An 18,469-nucleotide genomic window follows, 5' to 3' on the forward strand; every position below is an offset into this window, starting at 1 on the left:
TCGATGGTACCGTTGGCTGGGCTCGAACCAGCGACCCCCAGATCCACAATCTGGTGCTCTAACCAACTGAGCTACAACGGCACATCCGCCTGAGCGCAATCCGAGGAGAAATCATTCCCCGCGTCCGCTCCGTCGTCGGCGATGCGTCCAATACGGATTATCGGAGTCTAATTCAAGGCCTTTGATGAGGCAAAGATCCGATGAACGAACCCGCACAGTCCTGATTGGGCAAAAGAAAAGGCCGGCGGGAGGAGGTGCCGGCCTTTTCCTGTTACGAGCCAGCGGGAGGAGGAGCTGGCTGGTCACCCCGGAGAGCAAAGGGAGGAGGTTTCACACTCCGGGTATTCATCTCATCAATTCATCGCACATCTATTTGTCTGACGAAATGCGACGTTTTGATGCATCGTTGAGTTGCGCCTGAAATCAGGCCGCCTTGATGTCCTTGAACGCCTTCTCGAAAGCGGTCTTCACCGGCTTCGAGACGTCCTCGACAGCTTTGGAGGCGACGGCCTGAAAGTCCTTGGCCTGCTCGACGGCCATCTCGGCGCGCTTGCGCAGGAAGGCAGTCTGCAGCTCGACGACTTCCGACAGCGTCTTGGCGCCGACCAGGGCTTCAAGGTGCGAGAAGCTGGCCTCGGCATTGGCGCGAAGGATGGCGATGGTCTTGAGCGAGACATCGCCGGAAACGGTCTTGGCGGTCTCGTAGGTCGACTCCAGAACCTTCTGGGTCTCCTCGGCGCCGTTCTTCAGTTTGGTGTAGGCCTCTTTCGACTGCTCGACGCCCTTCTCGGCGAAGGCGCGGATCTGGTCGGTGGCCTTGGAAGCGTCAAAGCTCGGGAATTCAACGTTCTCGATGGTCTCGGTCTTGGCAGTCTTGGACATTTTCCAACCTTTCAAGGGCAGCGGCTTTGACGGAAAGCCGTCTCGTTCATGTATGATGGCAATATAAAAGCAAATTTTGTGCATTGCAATATCTTTGTTGCACTGCACCATAAAAAAATCGCCCCGCCATTAACCAAGAGCCCAGAGATTTCGGCCGATACACGGCATGGCTTGTGGACCTTGGTCCCGTACGCTTTTATTAACAAAGCGTTAACTCAAAAAGCCCGCCTGGAAGGTCTGCCAGCGCATGCCGCCTGAAAACTACTCCTTCCTCGACGTCGCCGTGCTCGACGCGGTGCGCCAGCGCTTCGCCGCCGGCGACGCGCTTGTCATACTGTCGGCCGATCTCGAGCAGGTGATCTGGGCCAACGGGCCAGGTGCCGCGGTATTCGGCTATCCGGAAATCGAAGCAATCATCGGCGCTTCCGCGCGGCTGCCGCTAATTGCCAGGCGGCAGATCATGGCGACCAGCGGCTTTCCGGATATCGGCAGCGACCGCGCCGTCACCGTGCGGCTGGCGACCGGCATGGTCAGCCGCGCCGTCGGCTTGCTCGCCAGCGCGGTAACGATGCCGGACGGCGAAAAGGCGATCATGCTGGCGATGCCCGCGGCGCAGACCGGCTCGCGCGGCGCCGCCGAAATAGCCAGCCGCGCCATTGGCGGCTTCACCGAGGCCGGACATTTCATCGCCTTCGTCGATGCCCAAGGCCATGTCGAGGCGGCTTCGGAGGGATTTGCCGCGCTCGGCATCAGGCCGGAGACGCTCGCTGCCCTGGTCGCGGACGTGGCAAGCGTTGGAGACCGCATCGTCAAGCGGCTTGTTCCCGGCGCAAGCACCTCCTACCCGGCCGGCTTTGCGCGCTTGACCGACACGCGCCATCTCCTGGTGGTGATCGACGAAGACCAGCTCGACGGCGAGCGGAACGACCAGCCCGACGCCGGTAAGTCGGCAGTGCCGGAAAGCGCGCCCGCCGTCTCCGAAGACAAAAACACCACAGTCAGCGCCGAGCCGAGCCGAGAGAACAATACCCAGTCTCCGGCCGCGGCAACGGGCGAAAAGGCAGACGCGGTCCCGGCAGCGGCCACCGATGACGCCCAGCCAACGCAAGGGACCGCGGCCACGGCCGACCACGCGCCGGATGCTGCGCTGGCAGGCGGTGCCGGCCCGGCGCAGCATGACCATTGGTATTTCAATGCCGGCGGCGACGACGTGAAGGGGCCGGAGAGGCCGCCACAGATCGGACCGGCGGAGGTCGCGGCCGCAAGCCGGCAGCACACCGCCGGAACGGCGGCGGCCGAGCCGAGCGCGGCGCGCAACATCGACCGTTCGGCGCCGCCGCTGCGTTTCGTCTGGCGGACCGACGCCGAAGGCAAGTTCAGCGCACTGTCGCCGGAATTCGCCGACATCGTCGGCAAACCCGCCGCCGATGTGATCGGTCGCCGCTTCAGGGATGTCGCCACGACGTTCGGCCTCGACGCATCGGGCGAGATCGCCACTCTGCTCGAGCGGCGCGATACCTGGTCGGGACGCTCGGTGCTGTGGCCGGTGGCGGGCACGGACCTGAAGATCCCCGTCGATCTTGCGGCGCTGCCGGTCTATGGCCGCAGCCGCGCCTTCGAAGGTTTCCGCGGCTTCGGCGTCGCGCGCAGCGCCGACGCCGTTGTCGACCCGGAAGCGCTCGGCATGGCGCTGGTGCCCAATGGCGCCGCTCCGACCGAACCCGAACCTGCCGCCGGGCAACCCGCGGCCGAGCCGGCGAAACCTGCCGACCCGTTCCTGGGCGAAGTGCCGGCGCTGACCATCGTGCCCAAGCCGGAGCGCCGCTATGCCGACAAGGTGATCCGGCTGGCCGAGCACCGGCAGCCGGCCAACGACAAGCAGCCGGGAAATGACAGGCCGGCGAGTGAGAAAGGGCTGTCGATCCTCGAGCGCAGCGCCTTTCGCGAAATCGGCGAGCGGCTGCGGAAGGACAGTTCCGGCCCGGCCGAGCCGCCAAGCGGCGTAACCGCGGGTGCTCAAAAGCAACCAGATGCGGCTGCAACCGCCGACAATGCTCCCACGGCCGAACAGCCGACCGGTGAGAGGAAGACCGACCACTCCGATCTGAACGCGACTGACGCGACCTCGCCTGAGCCGGCCATGCCGGAAGGCAACGAGGCCATTGATACGGCCGAAGCGGAGACCGAGGCGGAAGATCAGAAGGATCTGGCTCGGCTCGACGGCCTCGATGTTCCCGAGGCTCCCGCTGGAAAAGACGAAACGCCCGCTGTCTCCGGCTCGTTGCTCAACTATGCCGGGCGCGAGAACGCTGCCGACGAAGCGCAGGAAGCGGCGGGTTCCGACACCCGCCAAACCGCAGCGGCGGACAGGGCAGCCGAACCGACGGCCGAGCGGCCGGCAGCCGAAGCCCCTGCCCCAGAGGCAGGCGCTGGCGACGACGACGGTATGACCGCCGACGATTTTCGCGACGCGGAAGACAGCGAGGACTGGGCCGGTTCCAACCGGGACGGCGCCCTGCCCGCGCCTGAACAGCCTGGCGAAGCGAAAGCGCGGCCGGAAAGGCCGCGCCTCAGGGTGCCGCCGCTCAAGCTCGAGGGCTTCGTGCCCTCGGCTTTCTCAACCGGGGAAGGAGGCAGGGCTCCTGATACGTCCATCCTCGCCAGGCTGCCTGTGCCGCTGCTCATCCATTCCGGCGACGTGCTGCACTATGCCAATGAGGCGTTCCTCGAACTCACCGGCTACGACGCGCTGGAAGACCTTGCCGATGCCGGCGGGCTCGGCGCGCTGTTCGCCGACCATTACGCCGATGATGGCGAGACCGACGAAAGTGACCGTTCGCTGAAGCTCACAACCCGCCAGGGCCAGGAATTCCCGATCAATGCGCTCCTGCGCTCGGTGCCGTGGCGCGGCGGCAAGGCGCTGATGCTGGTGGTGCGTCGCTCGGGCGAGGACGAGGCGCCCTCCTCGCATCTCAGCGCGGCCAATGACGAGCCGAACCAGCAGCCGGACGTGTCCGAACTGAAGTCGCGCATCGCCGAAATGCGCACCATCATCGACACCGCCACCGACGGCGTGGTGCTGATCGGCCGCGACGGCAACATCCGCTCGATCAGCCGCCCGGCTGAAGCCCTGTTCGGCTTCGACAGCGACGAGATCGCCGGCAAGCCCTTTGCCTCGCTGTTCGCCATCGAGAGCCAGCGCGCGGCGCGCGACTATCTCGTCGGCCTCTCCGAACCTGGCGTGGCGAGCTTGCTGAACGACGGGCGCGAGGTGATCGGCCGCGAGGCGCAAGGGCGCTTCATCCCGCTGTTCATGACCATCGGCAGACTGCCCAACGACAGCGGCTTCTGCGCCGTCGTACGCGATATCACGCAGTGGAAGCGGGCCGAGGAAGACCTCACCCAGGCGCGCGCCGTGGCCGAGCGCGCCTCCTCGCAGAAGACGGATTTCCTGGCCCGCATCAGCCATGAGATCCGCACGCCGCTCAACGCCATCATCGGCTTTTCCGAACTGATGGTGGACGAGAAGTTCGGACCGGTGGCCAACGACCGCTACCGAGACTATCTGCGCGACATAAACCGTTCGGGCAACCATGTGCTCGACCTCGTCAACGACCTGCTCGACATCTCCAAGATCGAGGCCGGCCAGCAGGAGATGGCCTATGAGGCGGTGTCGCTCAACGACACGCTGGCCGAAACGGTAGCGATGATGCAGCCGCAGGCCAACCGCGAGCGCGTCATCATCCGCTCGAGCTTCGCCTCGCGGCTGCCGGAAGTGGTGGCGGATTTGAGGAGTGTGCGCCAGATTGCGTTAAACATACTGTCGAACGCCATCCGCTATACCCAGGCCGGCGGCCAGGTTATCGTGTCCACCGCCTACGAGACCTCCGGCGACGTCGTCATGCGCGTGCGCGATACCGGCATCGGCATGACGCCGGCCGAGATCGAGCAGGCATTGAAGCCCTTCAAGCAGATCAATGCGCTCAAACGCGGCCGCGGCGACGGCACCGGCCTCGGGCTGCCTCTGACCAAGGCGATGGTGGAGGCCAACCGAGCCCGCTTCACTATCACATCGACACCTGGCGAAGGCACGCTGGTCGAGGTCGTCTTCCCATCGACGCGCGTGCTGGCCGAATAACGATCCGCAAGACCGAGCTTCGGCCAAAGAAAAAGGCGCCCTGGAGGACGCCTTGGAAAATGGGATGCTGTCACAACGGGGCTTGAGCTGAACCTCAGGGGACGAGGAACGGGATTTCTCCCTCAAGTTACACGCGACTATCGGCGCCGTCCCTTAACAAGTCCTTACCGGGAGCCAAAAAAATTTACGAATGTGTACCACTCGTGAAATCTAGGTAAATTGGACCGACACTATTTCTTAACCATGCCGGGGAGGCCTAATCAGCAAGCTGCGGCAGGTTCCTGAACAGCTCCAGCGCCTCGGGATTGGCGAGCGCTTCCTTGTTCTTGATGGCGCGACCATGCACCACGTCGCGCACGGCAAGCTCGGTGATCTTGCCCGACTTGGTGCGCGGGATCTCGGTGACGGCAACGATCTTCGCCGGCACATGGCGGGGGCTGGCGCCCGAGCGGATTCTGGCGCGGATGCGCTTTTCCAGATCCTCATCTAGGCTCACGCCGGCGGCCAGCCGCACGAACAGCACGACGCGCACGTCGTTGTCGAAATCCTGGCCGATGCAGAGCGCCTCCAGGATTTCCGGCATCTGCTCGACCTGGTTGTAGATCTCAGCCGTGCCTATCCTGACCCCACCGGGATTGAGCGTGGCGTCGGAGCGGCCATGGATGATCATGCCGCCATGCGCGGTCCATTCGGCGAAGTCGCCATGGCACCAGATGTTGTCGAAGCGCTCGAAATAGGCCGCGTGGTACTTCTTGCCATCCGGATCGTTCCAGAAGCCGATCGGCATCGACGGGAATGCCTTGGTGCAGACGAGTTCGCCCTTCTCCTGCCGGACCGGCTTGCCGTCGTCGTCCCACACGTCCACCGCCAGTCCGAGGCCCGGCCCCTGGATCTCGCCGGTCCAGACCGGCTCGGTCGGGACACCCAGCACGAAGCAGGAAACGATGTCGGTGCCGCCGGATATCGAGGCGAGATGCACGTCCTTCTTGATGCCGTCATAGACGAAGCGGAAATCCTCCGGCGACAGCGGCGAGCCGGTGGATGAGATGGTCCGCACGCTTGCAAGGTCGTGGCTGTCGATCGGCTTCAGCCCTGCCTTGCGTACGGAATCGATGAATTTCGCCGAAGTACCGAAATAGGTCATCTTCTCGGCATCGGCGAAATCGAACAGCGCATTGCCGTCGGGGTAGAAGGGCGAACCGTCATAGAGCAGCAACGTCGCCCCCGAGGCGAGGCCTGAGACCAGCCAGTTCCACATCATCCAGCCGCAGGTGGTGAAGTAGAAAAAGCGATCGCCGTCGAGCAGGCCGGCATGCAGCCGCTGTTCCTTGACATGCTGGATCAGCGTGCCGCCGACCGAGTGCACGATGCATTTCGGGATTCCGGTCGTGCCGGAGGAGAACAGAATGTAGAGCGGGTGCGAAAAAGGCAGCCGCTCGAAGGCGAGCGGCCTGGCGGCAAAGGGCGAGAGCGCTCCTTCCAGCGCCTCGGCCTTGCCGATAGTGGCGGCGACATCGGCCGACGTGCCGAGATAGTCGACGATCAGCACCTTGCGCACGGTCGCGAGTTTCTCGGCCACCGCGCGGATCTTGTCGGCGACCTCAATGGCTTTGCCGTTGTACCAATAGCCGTCAGGCGCGATGAAGACGACCGGCTCGATCTGGCCGAAACGGTCGAGCACGCCCTGTTCGCCGAAATCCGGTGAGCAGGAAGACCAGACCGCGCCGATCGAGGCGGCAGCCAGCATGGCAGCGACCGTCTCCGGCATGTTCGGCATCATGGCGGCGATGCGATCGCCCTCTCTGACGCCGATCGACAGGAAGAGCTGCTGCAGGCGCGAAGTGAGCGCATGGAGCTCGTTCCAGGACAGCCGGCGCTCGACCTTGTCCTCGCCGCGGAAGACGATAGCGAGGCTGCCGCCGTTTTTTTTCAGAAGGTTCTCGGCGAAATTGAGTTTCGCATCGGGAAAGAAGGCGGCACCAGGCATCTTCTCGCCATCGACCAGAGCCCGCTCGCCCTTGTCGCCGACAAGTCCGCAAAAGTCCCAGACGAGGTCCCAGAACGCCTCGCGGTCGTCGATCGACCAGCGGTGGAGCTCGGCATAGCTGGAGAAAGCCTGGCCAGACTTCGCAACCGCAGCTTTCATGAAGGCGGTCATGGGCGCGGAGGCGATCCGGTCCTGCGTCGGCGTCCACAAGGGGGTGTCGGCAGCCATATCGTTCCTCCCAAAGCGCGTCGCGATTGCGGCAATTAAGCCTGATGTCGCCTGCGTCGTTGTCCCAAAACCGGCGTGGCGTTGGCGGACCGGACGGGCTTATCGCTTATGCATACCGCAGCGCAGCAGAGCAAGATTTTGTTGAAATGGCCGGCAAGGACACGGCGCAAACGCCATCGGAGGGCCATAAAGACTTGAAAAGCGTCGGCGCTCGGCTACACCCGTCGGGCGATTTGTCGGCAATGGAAACTCACGGGGCGAGATGAGATCATCTTTGATCCGGCGCGGGGTATGGGTAATCGGCGTTGCGGTGCTGGTCATCGCGCTCGCCGTCGCCGCCTTGCCGCTGATTGCCTCGACGCGCATCGTACGCGACCGCATCGCTTGGGAATTGAGCGCCTGGAGCGGTTTTCGCGTGACGATCGACGGCTCGCCGCGCATCGAGGTGTGGCCTAAGTTCCGAGCCATCCTCAGCGATGTGACGCTGTCGCAATGGACGGAGACCGACGCGCCGCCGGTGATCGAAGCCGAGCGCGTCGAAGTCGATCTCTCGGCCATGGCCGCCGTGCAGGGCGAGGTCCAATTCTCGACGGCACGGCTGGTGCGGCCGACGATCAGGGTGGAGCGCAAGGCGAGCGGCCTCTATCTGCCGCCGCTGCCGACCGGCGGCCGCATCACGCGCTCGATCGACACTGCGCGCGGCGTGGTCACCGCGAACCCGCAGAAGCCCGACCTCGGCAGACTCCCTTCCGATCCGTTCGGCATCGTCGAGTTCCGCGACGGCCGCGTCGTGACCTCGGTTGGCGGCAAGGATACCGAGATCCTGAGCAGCCTCAGCGGCCAGGTGAACTGGGCGGCGATGAACAGCGACGCCGCGCTCACGGCGACCGGCATATGGCGCGGCGAAAGCGTCCAGATCGATTTTTCCTCGGCGAAGCCGCTGGTGCTGTTTGCCGGAGGGGTCGCCCCCGTCACGCTCGCCTTCAAGGCGGCGCCCGCCACGCTTTCTTTCGACGGCGTCGCCTCGATGTCGGAGAACGGCTATCTGGACGGCCAGGCGAAATTCACCGCCCCTTCGCTGCGACGCCTGCTTGAATGGTCGCAGGCCGGCATGGCGCCTGGTGCTGCGATCGGCTCCGTCTCGGTCGCGAGCAAGGTGGCGGCCTCGGCGGGACGCGCGAAGTTCGAGAACACGACGGTGGCGCTGGACAACAACCCCGGCATGGGAGCGCTGGACTTTTCGTTCAGCGAGCCCCTGCCCGTCATTTCCGGCACGCTTGCGTTCGATACGCTCGATCTTCGATCGGTGCTTTCCGCTTTCACGCCGATCGCTCCGGCCGGCCAGGCAGCCCCCGGCGAGTTCGACACCGGCTTCGCCGACAAGATGAACCTCGATCTCAGGCTGTCGGCAGCGCACGCCACCGCCGGCCCGATACAGCTTGCCGATGTCGCCGCGACCGCGCAGGTCAAGAACGGGCTTGCCGTCTTCGACATCTCCGACGCGTCGGCCTTCAACGGCAACATCCAGAGCAGCCTGCGCTTCGACCGCAAGCCGGACGGCACGCAGGTCGAATTGCGGCTTTTGGCATCGGACGTCGACACCGGCGCCTTCGCCACCGCGGCGGGGATGACGCGGCTGGTGCCGGCCGGAACCGGAACCGTCTCGGTCATTCTGAAGGGGCCGGGCAAGGCCTGGGACTCGATCTTCGAGAACGCCGACGGGTCTTTCTCGGCGACGTTCGGGCCGGGCTCGCTCAACGGCCTCAATCTGCCTGCCTTTCTCAAGCGCAACGAACAGGGCGGATTCTTCGCCCTCGACGACGTCGCCGACGGCTCGCTGCCCATCGACGGTGCCGAGATCAAGGCGAGCATCTCGAAAGGTGTGGCGCGGCTGGACAAGGCCGAGGTCAATGCACAGAAGTACAAGGTCTGGCTTTCGGGCATCGCATCCTATACCGGGCGCGGGCTGGCGCTCTCGGGCGGCATCATCCCGAACGGACAACCTGCGCAGCAACAGCCGGCCCAACAACCGGCTACCGCCGGTCAGACAGCGGTGCAGGCGCCGCAGCCCCCAAAGCAATCGTTGTTCTTCGTCGGCGGCAACTGGAGCACTCCGTTCATCTCGCCGATCAGCCGCGGCGTTTCAGGCCAATAGAACAAGGCGCAGGTCGCGCCCGTCTTTGTTCCCTATCCGCGTTGCGCCGCCTGCTCATCGCGCTGGCGCTGGACCTCGCGGCGCTTGTTGGCGATCGAGGCAATGATGACGCCGATCGCGACGACGGCGATCAGGATGGTGCAGGCGGCATTGATCTCCGGCGTCACGCCGAGGCGCACCTGGCTGTAGATCTTCATCGGCAGCGTCGTGGCGCCGGGGCCCGAGGTGAAGGAGGCGATGACCAGATCGTCGAGCGAGAGCGTGAAGGCCAGCATCCAGCCGGAGACGATCGCCGGCAAGATGACGGGCAAGGTGATCTGGAAAAAGGTCTTCACCGGCGGCGCGCCGAGGTCCATCGCGGCTTCTTCCAGCGAGCGGTCGAAGGAGACGAGGCGCGACTGCACAACGACGGCCACGAAGCACATGGTGAAGGTGATGTGGGCGAGCGTGACGGTGAAGAAGCCTCGGTCAAGTCCGACGGCCACGAAGAGCAAGAGCAACGACAGGCCGGTGATGACTTCCGGCATCACCAGCGGCGCAAAGACCATGCCGGAAAACAGCACCCGCCCCTTGAAGCGTGTGTAGCGGGTCAAGGTGATCGCCGCCAGCGTGCCGAGCACGGTCGCAACGGTCGCCGAGATGACGCCGACGCGGGCCGTCACCCAGGTGGCGTCCATCAGGCCCTGGTTGTGGAACAGCGACACGTACCATTTGGTCGAGAAGCCGCCCCAGACGGTGACGAGCTTCGATTCGTTGAAGGAAAAGACGATGAGAAGCACGATCGGCAAATAGAGAAAGGCAAAGCCGAGCACGATCGAGGTGATGTTGAAGCGGCTCCAGGTGGCGTTCATTTGCCTTGCTCCTGGGCTTTCGCTTGAGCCTGCTGGAAGAACATGATCGGGACGGTCAGCACCAAGAGTAGAATGACCGCCACCGCCGACGAGACCGGCCAATCGCGGTTGGCGAAGAATTCGTTCCACAGCGTCTTGCCGATCATCAGCGTCTGCGAGCCGCCGAGAAGGTCCGGTATGACGAACTCGCCGACCGCCGGGATGAAGACCAGCAGGCAGCCGGCAATCACGCCCGGCAGCGACAGCGGGAAGGTGATCTTCCAAAAGGCGCCGATCGGCGGGCAGCCGAGATCCTGCGCCGCCTCGATCAGCGAATAGTCCATCTTCTCCAGCGACGAGTAGAGCGGCAGCACCATGAAGGGCAGATAGGAATAGACGATGCCGATGAAGATCGCGGTGTAGGTGTTGAGGATGACCAGCGGCTGGCTGATCAGGCCAGTGGCGAGCAGCACCTGGTTGAGCAGCCCTTCGGGTTTCAGGATGCCGATCCAGGCATAGACGCGGATCAGGAACGAGGTCCAGAACGGCAGGATCACGAGCATCAGCAAGGTCGGCCGGATCGTCGCCGGCGCGCGCGCCATGCCATAGGCGATCGGATAGCCGACGATCAGCGTCAGCACCGTCGAGATGCCCGCGATGATCAGGCTGGTCACATAGGCGTTGAAGTAAAGCGCGTCCTGGGTCAGCCACGTGTAATTGTCGAAGTTGAGCTCGCGAAAGCCGGCGAAGAATCCGGAAATACCGTCGCCGAAATCGAGCACCGGGGTGTAAGGCGGCATCGAGATCGCCGTCTGCGACAGCGAGATCTTGAAGACGATGATGAACGGGACAAGGAAGAAGAACAGCAGCCAGAGATAGGGAATGATGATAACGAGACGGTCGACGAAGCCCTTCGCCAGCTTGGTCGGCAACTGAGCGGCGGTTTCGGCCGAGGAAGGGGCGGCGGCGATATTGGTCATGGCCGCCCTATTACCTTGTCAGCACGACGCCGGCGTCTGGCCGGAAGGAGACCCAGGCGCGATCGTTCCAGGTCAGCGGGTCCTCGCTGACGCGGGCAGCGTTCAACGCGCTTGCTCGCACCATCTGTCCGTCGTCGAGCTTGATGTGGTAGACGGTCATGTCGCCAAGATACGCAACGTCATAGACTTCGCCTTCCAGCGCATTGACGGCATCGGCCGGCTTCCTCGACGACACCTTGATCTTCTCCGGCCGGATCGCGAAGACGATGTCGGCGCCCTTGGTGGTGTCGGCGGCGTTCTCGACGACGATCTGCGCACCGGTCGCGCCGGTGATGCGCGTCGTATTCGCTGCCCGCTCGGCAACCTTACCCTCGAACATGTTCACATTGCCGACGAAGTGCGCGACGAAGCGCGATGTCGGGGCCTCGTAGATTTCCGCCGGCGTCGCCACCTGCATCACCTCGCCCCTGTCCATGATGGCGATGCGGTCGGCCATGGTCATGGCTTCCTCCTGGTCGTGGGTCACGACGACAAAGGTAAGGCCAAGCTCCTGCTGCAGGTCCATCAGTTCGAACTGCGTCTCCTCGCGCAGCTTCTTGTCGAGCGCGCCGAGCGGCTCGTCCAGCAAAAGCACCTTCGGCCGCTTGGCGACCGAGCGGGCAAGCGCCACACGCTGGCGCTGACCGCCGGAAAGCTGGTGCGGCTTGCGCTTGGCGAACTGCTCGAGCTTGACCAGCCTCAGCATCTCGGCGACACGCTTTTCGATATCGGGAGCGGGCATGCCTTCCTGCTTGAGGCCGAAAGCGATGTTCTTTTCCACCGTCATATGCGGAAACAGCGCGTAGGACTGGAACATCATGTTCACCGGCCGCTTATAGGGCGGAATGCCGCGCAGGTCCTGGCCGTCGAGCAGAATGCGCCCCGCGGTCGGCTCCTCGAAGCCGGCGAGCATCCTGAGCAGGGTCGACTTGCCGCAGCCCGAGGCGCCGAGCAGGGCGAAGAACTCACGTTCGAAGATGGTCAGCGACAGATTGCTGACAGCGGTGAAGTCGCCAAACTTCTTGGTCACCTTGTCGAACTGGATATACGGCTTGGCGCTCGGATCATTCCATGGCGCGAAATCCCTGCGAATGCTGCCAAGCGATTTCATGTCCCACTCCGGGTCTGTTTCGTTCCGCTGGAACGGTTCATGGTTTCGAGAAAACGCCGAACCGCTCCAGCTTTTTGTTTTTGACGCAATTCCGGGCGGAAAACCGTCCCACACTGTTGCTGGAATTGCTTCTAAAGAAAGCGACCCCGGCAGTTTCTGCCGGGGTCGCGTCTCGATGCTTATTGGCCGGTGACGATCTTGGTCCAGGTGCGCGTGATGATGCGCTGTGTCTTGGGATCGTAGGGCTGCACGGTGTAAAGCTTCTTGGTCGTCTCCTCGTCCGGATAGACCGAGGTGTCCTCCAGGAGGGCCTTGTCGACGAACTGCTGCGAGGCCTTGTTGCCGTTGGCGTAGAGCACATAATTCGAGGATTTGGCGATGACTTCCGGCGTCATCATGTAGTTGATGAACTCATGCGCTTCCGCGACATGCGGCGCGTCGGCGGGGATCGCCATCTGATCGAACCACATCTGGGCGCCTTCCTTGGGCACCGAATAGCCGATCTCGACGCCCTGCTTGGCCTCCTCGGCGCGGTTGCGCGCCTGGAACACATCTCCCGACCAGCCGATCGCCAGGCAGATGTCGCCGTTTGCCAGCGCGTTGATGTATTCCGAGGAATGGAACTTGCGAATATACGGCCGGACCTTGAGCAGGGCTGCCTCGGCCTTGGCGATATCCTCGGGCGAGGTGCTGTTTGGATCGAGGCCGAGATATTTCAACGTGGCCGGAATGATGTCGGAGGGGGAATCCAGCACATAGACGCCGCAATCCTTGAGCTTGGCGAGGCTCTCCGGATTGAAGAACACATCCCAGCTGTCGATCTTGTCGGTGCCGAGTGCCGCCTGCACCTTCTTGACGTTGTAGCCGAGGCCGACGGTGCCCCACATGTAGTTGACCGAATACTCATTGTTCGGATCATACTTGGCGGTGCGCTCCGAAATGACATCCCACATGTTGGAGATGTTCGGCAGCTTCGACTTGTCGAGCTTCTGGAAGACGCCGGCCTGGATCTGGCGCGCCAGGAAATTGGCGCTGGGCACCACCACATCATAGCCGCTGCCCCCGGCCAGCAGCTTCGTCTCCAGGATCTCGTTGGAGTCGAAGGTGTCGTAGACGACCTTGATGCCGGTCTTCTTGGTGAAGTCCTCGATGATCGAGCTGTCGATATAGTCCGACCAGTTATAGACGTTGACGACGCGGTCGTCGGCATGGCCGCTCGCGGCGAAGAGCGTCAGAAAGGCCGAGGTCGCCGAAAGGAAAAGCGCTTTGCGGATCATGATATTCTCCTTTGGTGAGTGTTCCCGTGCCGGCTCGTCGCGATGATGGCGCGGGACGGCGTTTGTTGGCGTTTGTTTCAGACTATGGAGCTTTCCGGGGAGCGACAAGCGCGCGCGCCTGGCAGTGCGCCGGATCGTTGAGTGACGGGTGCCGCCCTTGCCTCCTTTCCAGGAAGCTGTTCGGACGGCCTCAGCGGCGTTGGCCGCGGCGTAAGCAGAGATGTACCGATGCGGTCCGGCCTCGATGAGGCCGGCGGAGTCACTTGGCAAGATACGCCTGTCTTGTTGTTGCCGTAATTGCAGCCTGCCCGCCCCGCAGCGGAGTTGTCAATGGGGAAGACACGCAAGCATCAATTGGGAGACGGCAGCCCGGTGATGCCCGGCCGCTCGGGCCGGGTCTGCCGCTTGAACTCAGACGCAATATGAACAAGCAGCGCGGCGATGACGACCGCGCCGCCGATGATGGTGCGCCCCGACGGCACCTCGGAATGGACGAGCCACACCCAGATCGGACCGAGGATCGGCTCGAAAGTGCCGAGCAGCGCCGCGACGGCCGCGGGCACCAGGCGGGCGCCCATGGCGAAAAAAGCAAGACCGACGCCGAGATTGATGACGCCGAAGGCGAAGAGAAAGCCCATGTCGCGCCCGGAGACGGTGAATTCCGTGGCTTGCGAGGCAGCAAAAGCACCGGCGAGCAATGCGCCGAGGCATGTGGCCGGCACCATGCGCACATGGGCAAAGCGCCGGGTGATCACGGTCGCGAACGACAACATCACCGCGATCAGCAATGCCAGGCCGTCGCCGATCGGCGAGGCGGCGCCGTCAAGCGATTCCGAGACCATGATGGCCACGCCGGTGATGACGGCAGCAATGGCGATCCAGGTTACTGGGGTCACGCGTTCGCGAAGCAGCACCCAGGCGAGCATGGCCGCCAGAAGCGGGACACCGGCCTGCATCAACAAGATGTTGGCGACCGTCGTGTAGGCGAGCGCGACGATGAAGCTCGTGGAGGCGGTGGCGAAGCAGAGGGCGACGCCCAGCCCAGGCAGGCCCATGTCGCGGAACAATCTCCAGGTGCCGCGCCAGCCGTCGCGCCAGAGCATGAAGGCGACGAGGAAGCCCACCGCCCAGATCGAGCGCCAGAACACCACGGTCCAGCTGTCGCCGACATGGATGAAGCGAGCTATGGTGCCGCCAAAGCTCCACATCAGCGCCGACAGGAAGACCAGCAGCATGCCGATCCGCTCCTCGCGCGGCGAGACGGCAGCCAAGGCAACGCGAGACGAGGCGGTATCGGTCATAGGCGAGACTGTCAGCTAATTGCCGGCGGCACGATCCACCACGGACGACCACACCATATCCCATTCGCGTAGCGCAAATGCTGGAGCCAGGCGTGATCCAGCATCCGCTGAAATGTAGGACAAAGCCGGCTTGCGGGCCGCCGAACCGCTGCGGCTGGCGGGGGTGCTACCCCTGGAAATCGAAGGCGCTGAGACCCGTCACCATCTCGTCGAGGCCAAGCGGCCGGGTCACCGGCGGCTCGGCGCGCGCCAGGCAGCCGACGCGCTCGCAGAGCCTGCAGGCCGGGCCGACCGGCGTTGCATATGCCGTGCTCTGCGCGACCTTGGCGGCGGACGGTCCGGGCAGCGCCGCGCTGTAGACGATCTCGTCGCGAAAGCCAATGTCGCAGCCCAGCAGAAGCGCCGTGCGCCGCGGCCGCTCGGAGAAGGCGCCTTGCGGCCCTTCGAGCGTGCGGGCGATGCAGAGGAACTCCGCGCCGTCCGGCATTTCCACAGCCTCGACCAGGATCCGGCCCGGCTGCGAAAAGGCCGCATGGACAGGAAGCTTCGGACAGGCGCCGCCGAAGCGGCTTTGCGGATAGCCAAGGCTGCCCGCCTTGCGGAAGCGGTTGCCGGCATTGTCGACCTCCAGCATGAAGAACGGTACGCCTGAGGCGCTTGGCCGCTGCAGCATGGTCAGGCGGTTTGCCGCCTGCTCGAAGGAGACGCCGAAGCGCGAACGCAAGACGTCGATGTCGTAGCGGGCGCGGACGGCCGCTGCATAAAAGGCGTGATAGGGCATCATCAGCGCGTGCGCCGCATAGCGGCCGAGCTCGAAACGGGCTAAGCGACGCGCTTCGTCCGTGCCGAGCTTCAACGTCTGGATCTCGCTCGCCACCGCCACCGTCATGCGCATCAGGCTCGCCTCCATGGCGACCTCGCGCAGCTGATCGAAGGGGGAGAGCCGCTCTGACAGGAACAGGCGTTGCGAATGGCGATCGTAGCGCCTGCGCCAGTTCGGCATGGTGGCCACCGGCAGCACCTTGACCACGATGCCGTGCTCGCGCCTGAGCCACGCCTTCAGCGTGCCGAACAGGTCGTCGCCCGGATCGAGCAGCGAAATGAAGGCCTCGGCTTCCTCCTCCAGCGCGGCGAAATGGTTCGGCCTGCGCTCGAAAGTCTCGTGCACTTCGTCGACAGGCAGGCGCTTGCCGGACAATGCGGTCGCCCTGCCCTCCCGCGCCAGGAGTTCATTGAGATCCGACAGCCGATCGGCCTGCTCGCGATAGGCGCGAAACAATTTCACCATCGCGGCGGAAGCGTTCGGCGCGATCTCGGCGAGGTCGATCAGTTCCTGGTCGCCCGGCAGTTCGCCGGCCAGCAGCGGATCGCCGAACACTTCCTTCAGCGCCGCGATCGATCCTTTGGTCTCGCCCTGCAATTCGTGCGGGTCGATCTTGTAGACTGACGCCAGCTTGAGGATCAGCTGCACCGTCAGCGGCCGCTGGTTGCGCTCGATTAGATTGAGGTAGGACGGCGAGATGCCCAGGCCTTCGGCCATCGCCGTCTGGGTCAGGCCCTTGGCGTTGCGAAGCCGGCGGATGCGCGGCCCGGCGAAAATCTTCTGCTCGGCCAATCGGCTACCTTGACAAGAGTTTTACATAACGGCGCGCCGTCGCGGGCTCATCCAACTTTTTACAGTCATGACAGATTTACAGCCCCGACCTGTCAAACGCAACACCAGTTTTCTCGTATTTTAGCGGGCAAGCTCCGGTTTTTCTGGCGAATTTTGCGGCGCAATGTAAACAATGTAACACGTGAACGGCGCACAGATACGTCCCTCAAACGGGCCATCTAAACAAGCAAGACTGTCCTGGAGCAATCGATGACTGATTTTTACAACCTCGTCCCGTCCGCGCCGGAAGGCCGTTTCGACGGCATCGAACGGCCCTACTCGCCGGAGGACGTGAAGCGGCTGCGCGGCTCGGTCCAGATTCGCCATACGCTTGCCGAGATGGGCGCGAGCAGGCTGTGGAAGCTGATCCACGAGGAAGATTTCGTCAATGCGCTCGGCGCCATGTCGGGCAACCAGGCCATGCAGCAGGTCAGGGCGGGGTTGAAGGCGATCTATTTGTCGGGCTGGCAGGTCGCGGCCGACGCCAATACCGCGTCGGCCATGTATCCGGACCAGTCGCTTTATCCGGCCAATGCGGCGCCGGAGCTGGTCAAGCGCATCAACCGCACGCTGCAGCGCGCCGACCAGATCGAGACATCCGAAGGCAAGGGTCTTTCGGTCGAGACCTGGTTCGCGCCCATCGTCGCGGACGCCGAAGCCGGCTTTGGCGGGCCGCTCAACGCGTTCGAGATCATGAAGGCTTTCATCGAGGCCGGTGCCGCTGGCGTCCACTATGAGGACCAGTTGGCGTCGGAGAAGAAGTGCGGCCATCTCGGCGGCAAGGTGCTGATCCCGACCGCAGCGCATATCCGCAACCTCAATGCGGCCCGGCTTGCAGCGGACGTGATGGGCACGCCGACGCTGGTGGTGGCGCGCACCGACGCGGAAGCCGCCAAGCTGCTCACCTCCGACATCGACGAGCGCGACCGGCCTTTCGTCGACTATGACGCCGGCCGCACGGTCGAGGGCTTCTATCACGTCAGGAACGGCATCGAGCCCTGCATCGCGCGCGCCGTCGCCTACGCGCCGCATGCGGACCTGATCTGGTGCGAAACCTCGAAGCCGGATCTTCAGCAGGCAAGGAAGTTCGCTGAAGGGGTGCACAAGCACCACCCGGGCAAGCTGCTCGCCTATAATTGCTCGCCGTCGTTCAATTGGAAGAAGAACCTGGACGACGCGACCATCGCGAAGTTCCAGAAGGAACTCGGCGCAATGGGCTACAAATTCCAGTTCATCACACTGGCCGGGTTCCACCAGCTGAACTTCGGCATGTTCGAACTGGCCCGCGGCTACAAGGAGCGCCAGATGGCGGCCTATTCGGAACTGCAGGAGGCGGAATTCGCGGCGGAGGTCCATGGCTATACCGCGACCAAGCATCAGCGCGAAGTCGGCACCGGCTATTTCGATGCCGTTTCGATGGCGATCTCCGGCGGCCAGTCTTCGACCACCGCCATGCATGAGTCGACCGAGCACGCCCAGTTCAGGCCGGCAGCCGAGTAATGACAACACCAGAGGAAACGCCCGAAGGGCACTTACGTCGAGGAGAACAGCAATGGCATCGATAAGCCGGGTCAAGGAACGGGCCGAAGAACAGTCGAGCGCGATGAGCGTCGATCAGCAGGCGACGATCCGCATGCTTGCCAACGACCTGCACAGGCTCAACCAGTCTGTGATGAAGGCGGTCGAAGCAGGTGTGTCCGTCGAGCTGGTGCGCTCGGCCAGGCACCATGGCGGAGACGGCAACTGGGGTGATCTTTTGATTCCAGTGATCGTCACCCATCAGAACCAGGGCTGACGTAGCGTCAACAGTCACTCGCGAGTGTCTCCCGTGCGCTATACGTGCCGGGAGACTTTCGTTTTTTCAGATTGCGGCCGGAGCGCCGGGGA

At 63.7% G+C, this 18,469-nt stretch carries 13 protein-coding genes and 1 tRNA gene; 5 read left to right on the top strand and 9 right to left on the bottom strand.

Annotation, left to right across the window (positions count from 1 at the left end; translation table 11 throughout):
• Nucleotides 1-4: 4 nt before the first annotated feature.
• Nucleotides 5-81, bottom strand: a tRNA-His gene (locus A9K71_RS01190).
• Nucleotides 82-423: 342 nt separating this feature from the next.
• A complete protein-coding gene (locus tag A9K71_RS01195; RefSeq protein ID WP_066989279.1) occupies nt 424-882 on the bottom strand; it encodes a phasin in 459 nt (152 codons plus the stop codon).
• Between the two features lie 48 nt (nt 883-930).
• Here A9K71_RS01195 and A9K71_RS31080 point away from each other — a divergent pair, with 48 nt between their 5' ends.
• Nucleotides 931-1,140 (top strand): hypothetical protein, encoded by a 210-nt coding sequence (locus A9K71_RS31080; RefSeq protein WP_156752561.1) that lies wholly within the window; start codon nt 931-933, stop codon nt 1,138-1,140.
• On the top strand, nt 1,130-5,020 hold the full coding sequence (locus tag A9K71_RS01200) for a PAS domain S-box protein (protein WP_066989281.1): 3,891 nt from the start codon (nt 1,130-1,132) through the stop codon (nt 5,018-5,020). Before A9K71_RS31080 ends, A9K71_RS01200 begins: the two co-directional genes overlap by 11 nt.
• A gap of 256 nt (nt 5,021-5,276) precedes the next feature.
• On the opposite strand, the gene A9K71_RS01205 is transcribed toward A9K71_RS01200, so the two are convergent.
• Nucleotides 5,277-7,235 carry an acetoacetate--CoA ligase gene (locus tag A9K71_RS01205; RefSeq protein ID WP_066989283.1) on the bottom strand — a complete coding sequence of 653 codons (1,959 nt, stop codon included), beginning with the start codon at nt 7,233-7,235 and terminating at the stop codon, nt 5,277-5,279.
• 262 nt (nt 7,236-7,497) lie between these two features.
• On the opposite strand from A9K71_RS01205, the gene A9K71_RS01210 reads away from it, so the two are divergent.
• On the top strand, nt 7,498-9,390 hold the full coding sequence (locus tag A9K71_RS01210; RefSeq protein WP_066989285.1) for an AsmA family protein: 1,893 nt from the start codon (nt 7,498-7,500) through the stop codon (nt 9,388-9,390).
• A gap of 32 nt (nt 9,391-9,422) precedes the next feature.
• Here A9K71_RS01210 and A9K71_RS01215 read toward each other — a convergent pair whose 3' ends face one another.
• The 6 genes from A9K71_RS01215 to A9K71_RS01240 form a co-directional block, all read right to left on the bottom strand.
• Nucleotides 9,423-10,241: an ABC transporter permease subunit gene (locus tag A9K71_RS01215; RefSeq protein ID WP_066989287.1), complete on the bottom strand. Its 819-nt coding sequence runs from the start codon at nt 10,239-10,241 to the stop codon at nt 9,423-9,425.
• On the bottom strand, nt 10,238-11,200 hold the full coding sequence (locus A9K71_RS01220; RefSeq protein WP_066989289.1) for an ABC transporter permease subunit: 963 nt from the start codon (nt 11,198-11,200) through the stop codon (nt 10,238-10,240). The genes A9K71_RS01215 and A9K71_RS01220 overlap by 4 nt, the downstream gene beginning before the upstream one ends.
• 10 nt (nt 11,201-11,210) lie before the next feature.
• On the bottom strand, nt 11,211-12,350 hold the full coding sequence (locus tag A9K71_RS01225) for an ABC transporter ATP-binding protein (RefSeq protein ID WP_066989291.1): 1,140 nt from the start codon (nt 12,348-12,350) through the stop codon (nt 11,211-11,213).
• 179 nt (nt 12,351-12,529) lie between these two features.
• Nucleotides 12,530-13,627: a polyamine ABC transporter substrate-binding protein gene (locus A9K71_RS01230; RefSeq protein WP_066989293.1), complete on the bottom strand. Its 1,098-nt coding sequence runs from the start codon at nt 13,625-13,627 to the stop codon at nt 12,530-12,532.
• Nucleotides 13,628-13,977: 350 nt separating this feature from the next.
• A complete protein-coding gene (locus A9K71_RS01235; RefSeq protein WP_066989295.1) occupies nt 13,978-14,928 on the bottom strand; it encodes a DMT family transporter in 951 nt (316 codons plus the stop codon).
• A 166-nt stretch (nt 14,929-15,094) separates the two neighbouring features.
• The gene (locus A9K71_RS01240; RefSeq protein WP_066989297.1) at nt 15,095-16,543 is read right to left on the bottom strand and encodes an XRE family transcriptional regulator; all 1,449 of its coding nucleotides are present in this window, start codon (nt 16,541-16,543) and stop codon (nt 15,095-15,097) included.
• A 249-nt stretch (nt 16,544-16,792) separates the two neighbouring features.
• Between A9K71_RS01240 and aceA the strand changes: the two genes are divergently transcribed.
• Nucleotides 16,793-18,082, top strand: coding sequence for an isocitrate lyase (aceA, locus tag A9K71_RS01245; protein ID WP_066989300.1), 1,290 nt, complete (start codon nt 16,793-16,795; stop codon nt 18,080-18,082).
• Between the two features lie 52 nt (nt 18,083-18,134).
• Complete coding sequence (locus A9K71_RS01250) at nt 18,135-18,377, top strand: hypothetical protein (RefSeq protein WP_066989302.1); 243 nt, start codon at nt 18,135-18,137, stop codon at nt 18,375-18,377.
• Nucleotides 18,378-18,469 lie beyond the last annotated feature (92 nt).

This window comes from Mesorhizobium sp. WSM3873 (assembly GCF_001672445.1).
Lineage (GTDB): Bacteria > Pseudomonadota > Alphaproteobacteria > Rhizobiales > Rhizobiaceae > Mesorhizobium.

Coding starts and splice junctions, on each gene's coding strand:
- A9K71_RS01195 (WP_066989279.1), bottom strand. CDS start 882: ATGTCCAAGACTGCCAAGACCGAGACCATCGAGAACGTTGAATTCCCG.
- A9K71_RS31080 (WP_156752561.1), top strand. CDS start 931: ATGTATGATGGCAATATAAAAGCAAATTTTGTGCATTGCAATATCTTT.
- A9K71_RS01200 (WP_066989281.1), top strand. CDS start 1,130: ATGCCGCCTGAAAACTACTCCTTCCTCGACGTCGCCGTGCTCGACGCG.
- A9K71_RS01205 (WP_066989283.1), bottom strand. CDS start 7,235: ATGGCTGCCGACACCCCCTTGTGGACGCCGACGCAGGACCGGATCGCC.
- A9K71_RS01210 (WP_066989285.1), top strand. CDS start 7,498: ATGAGATCATCTTTGATCCGGCGCGGGGTATGGGTAATCGGCGTTGCG.
- A9K71_RS01215 (WP_066989287.1), bottom strand. CDS start 10,241: ATGAACGCCACCTGGAGCCGCTTCAACATCACCTCGATCGTGCTCGGC.
- A9K71_RS01220 (WP_066989289.1), bottom strand. CDS start 11,200: ATGACCAATATCGCCGCCGCCCCTTCCTCGGCCGAAACCGCCGCTCAG.
- A9K71_RS01225 (WP_066989291.1), bottom strand. CDS start 12,350: ATGAAATCGCTTGGCAGCATTCGCAGGGATTTCGCGCCATGGAATGAT.
- A9K71_RS01230 (WP_066989293.1), bottom strand. CDS start 13,627: ATGATCCGCAAAGCGCTTTTCCTTTCGGCGACCTCGGCCTTTCTGACG.
- A9K71_RS01235 (WP_066989295.1), bottom strand. CDS start 14,928: ATGACCGATACCGCCTCGTCTCGCGTTGCCTTGGCTGCCGTCTCGCCG.
- aceA (WP_066989300.1), top strand. CDS start 16,793: ATGACTGATTTTTACAACCTCGTCCCGTCCGCGCCGGAAGGCCGTTTC.
- A9K71_RS01250 (WP_066989302.1), top strand. CDS start 18,135: ATGGCATCGATAAGCCGGGTCAAGGAACGGGCCGAAGAACAGTCGAGC.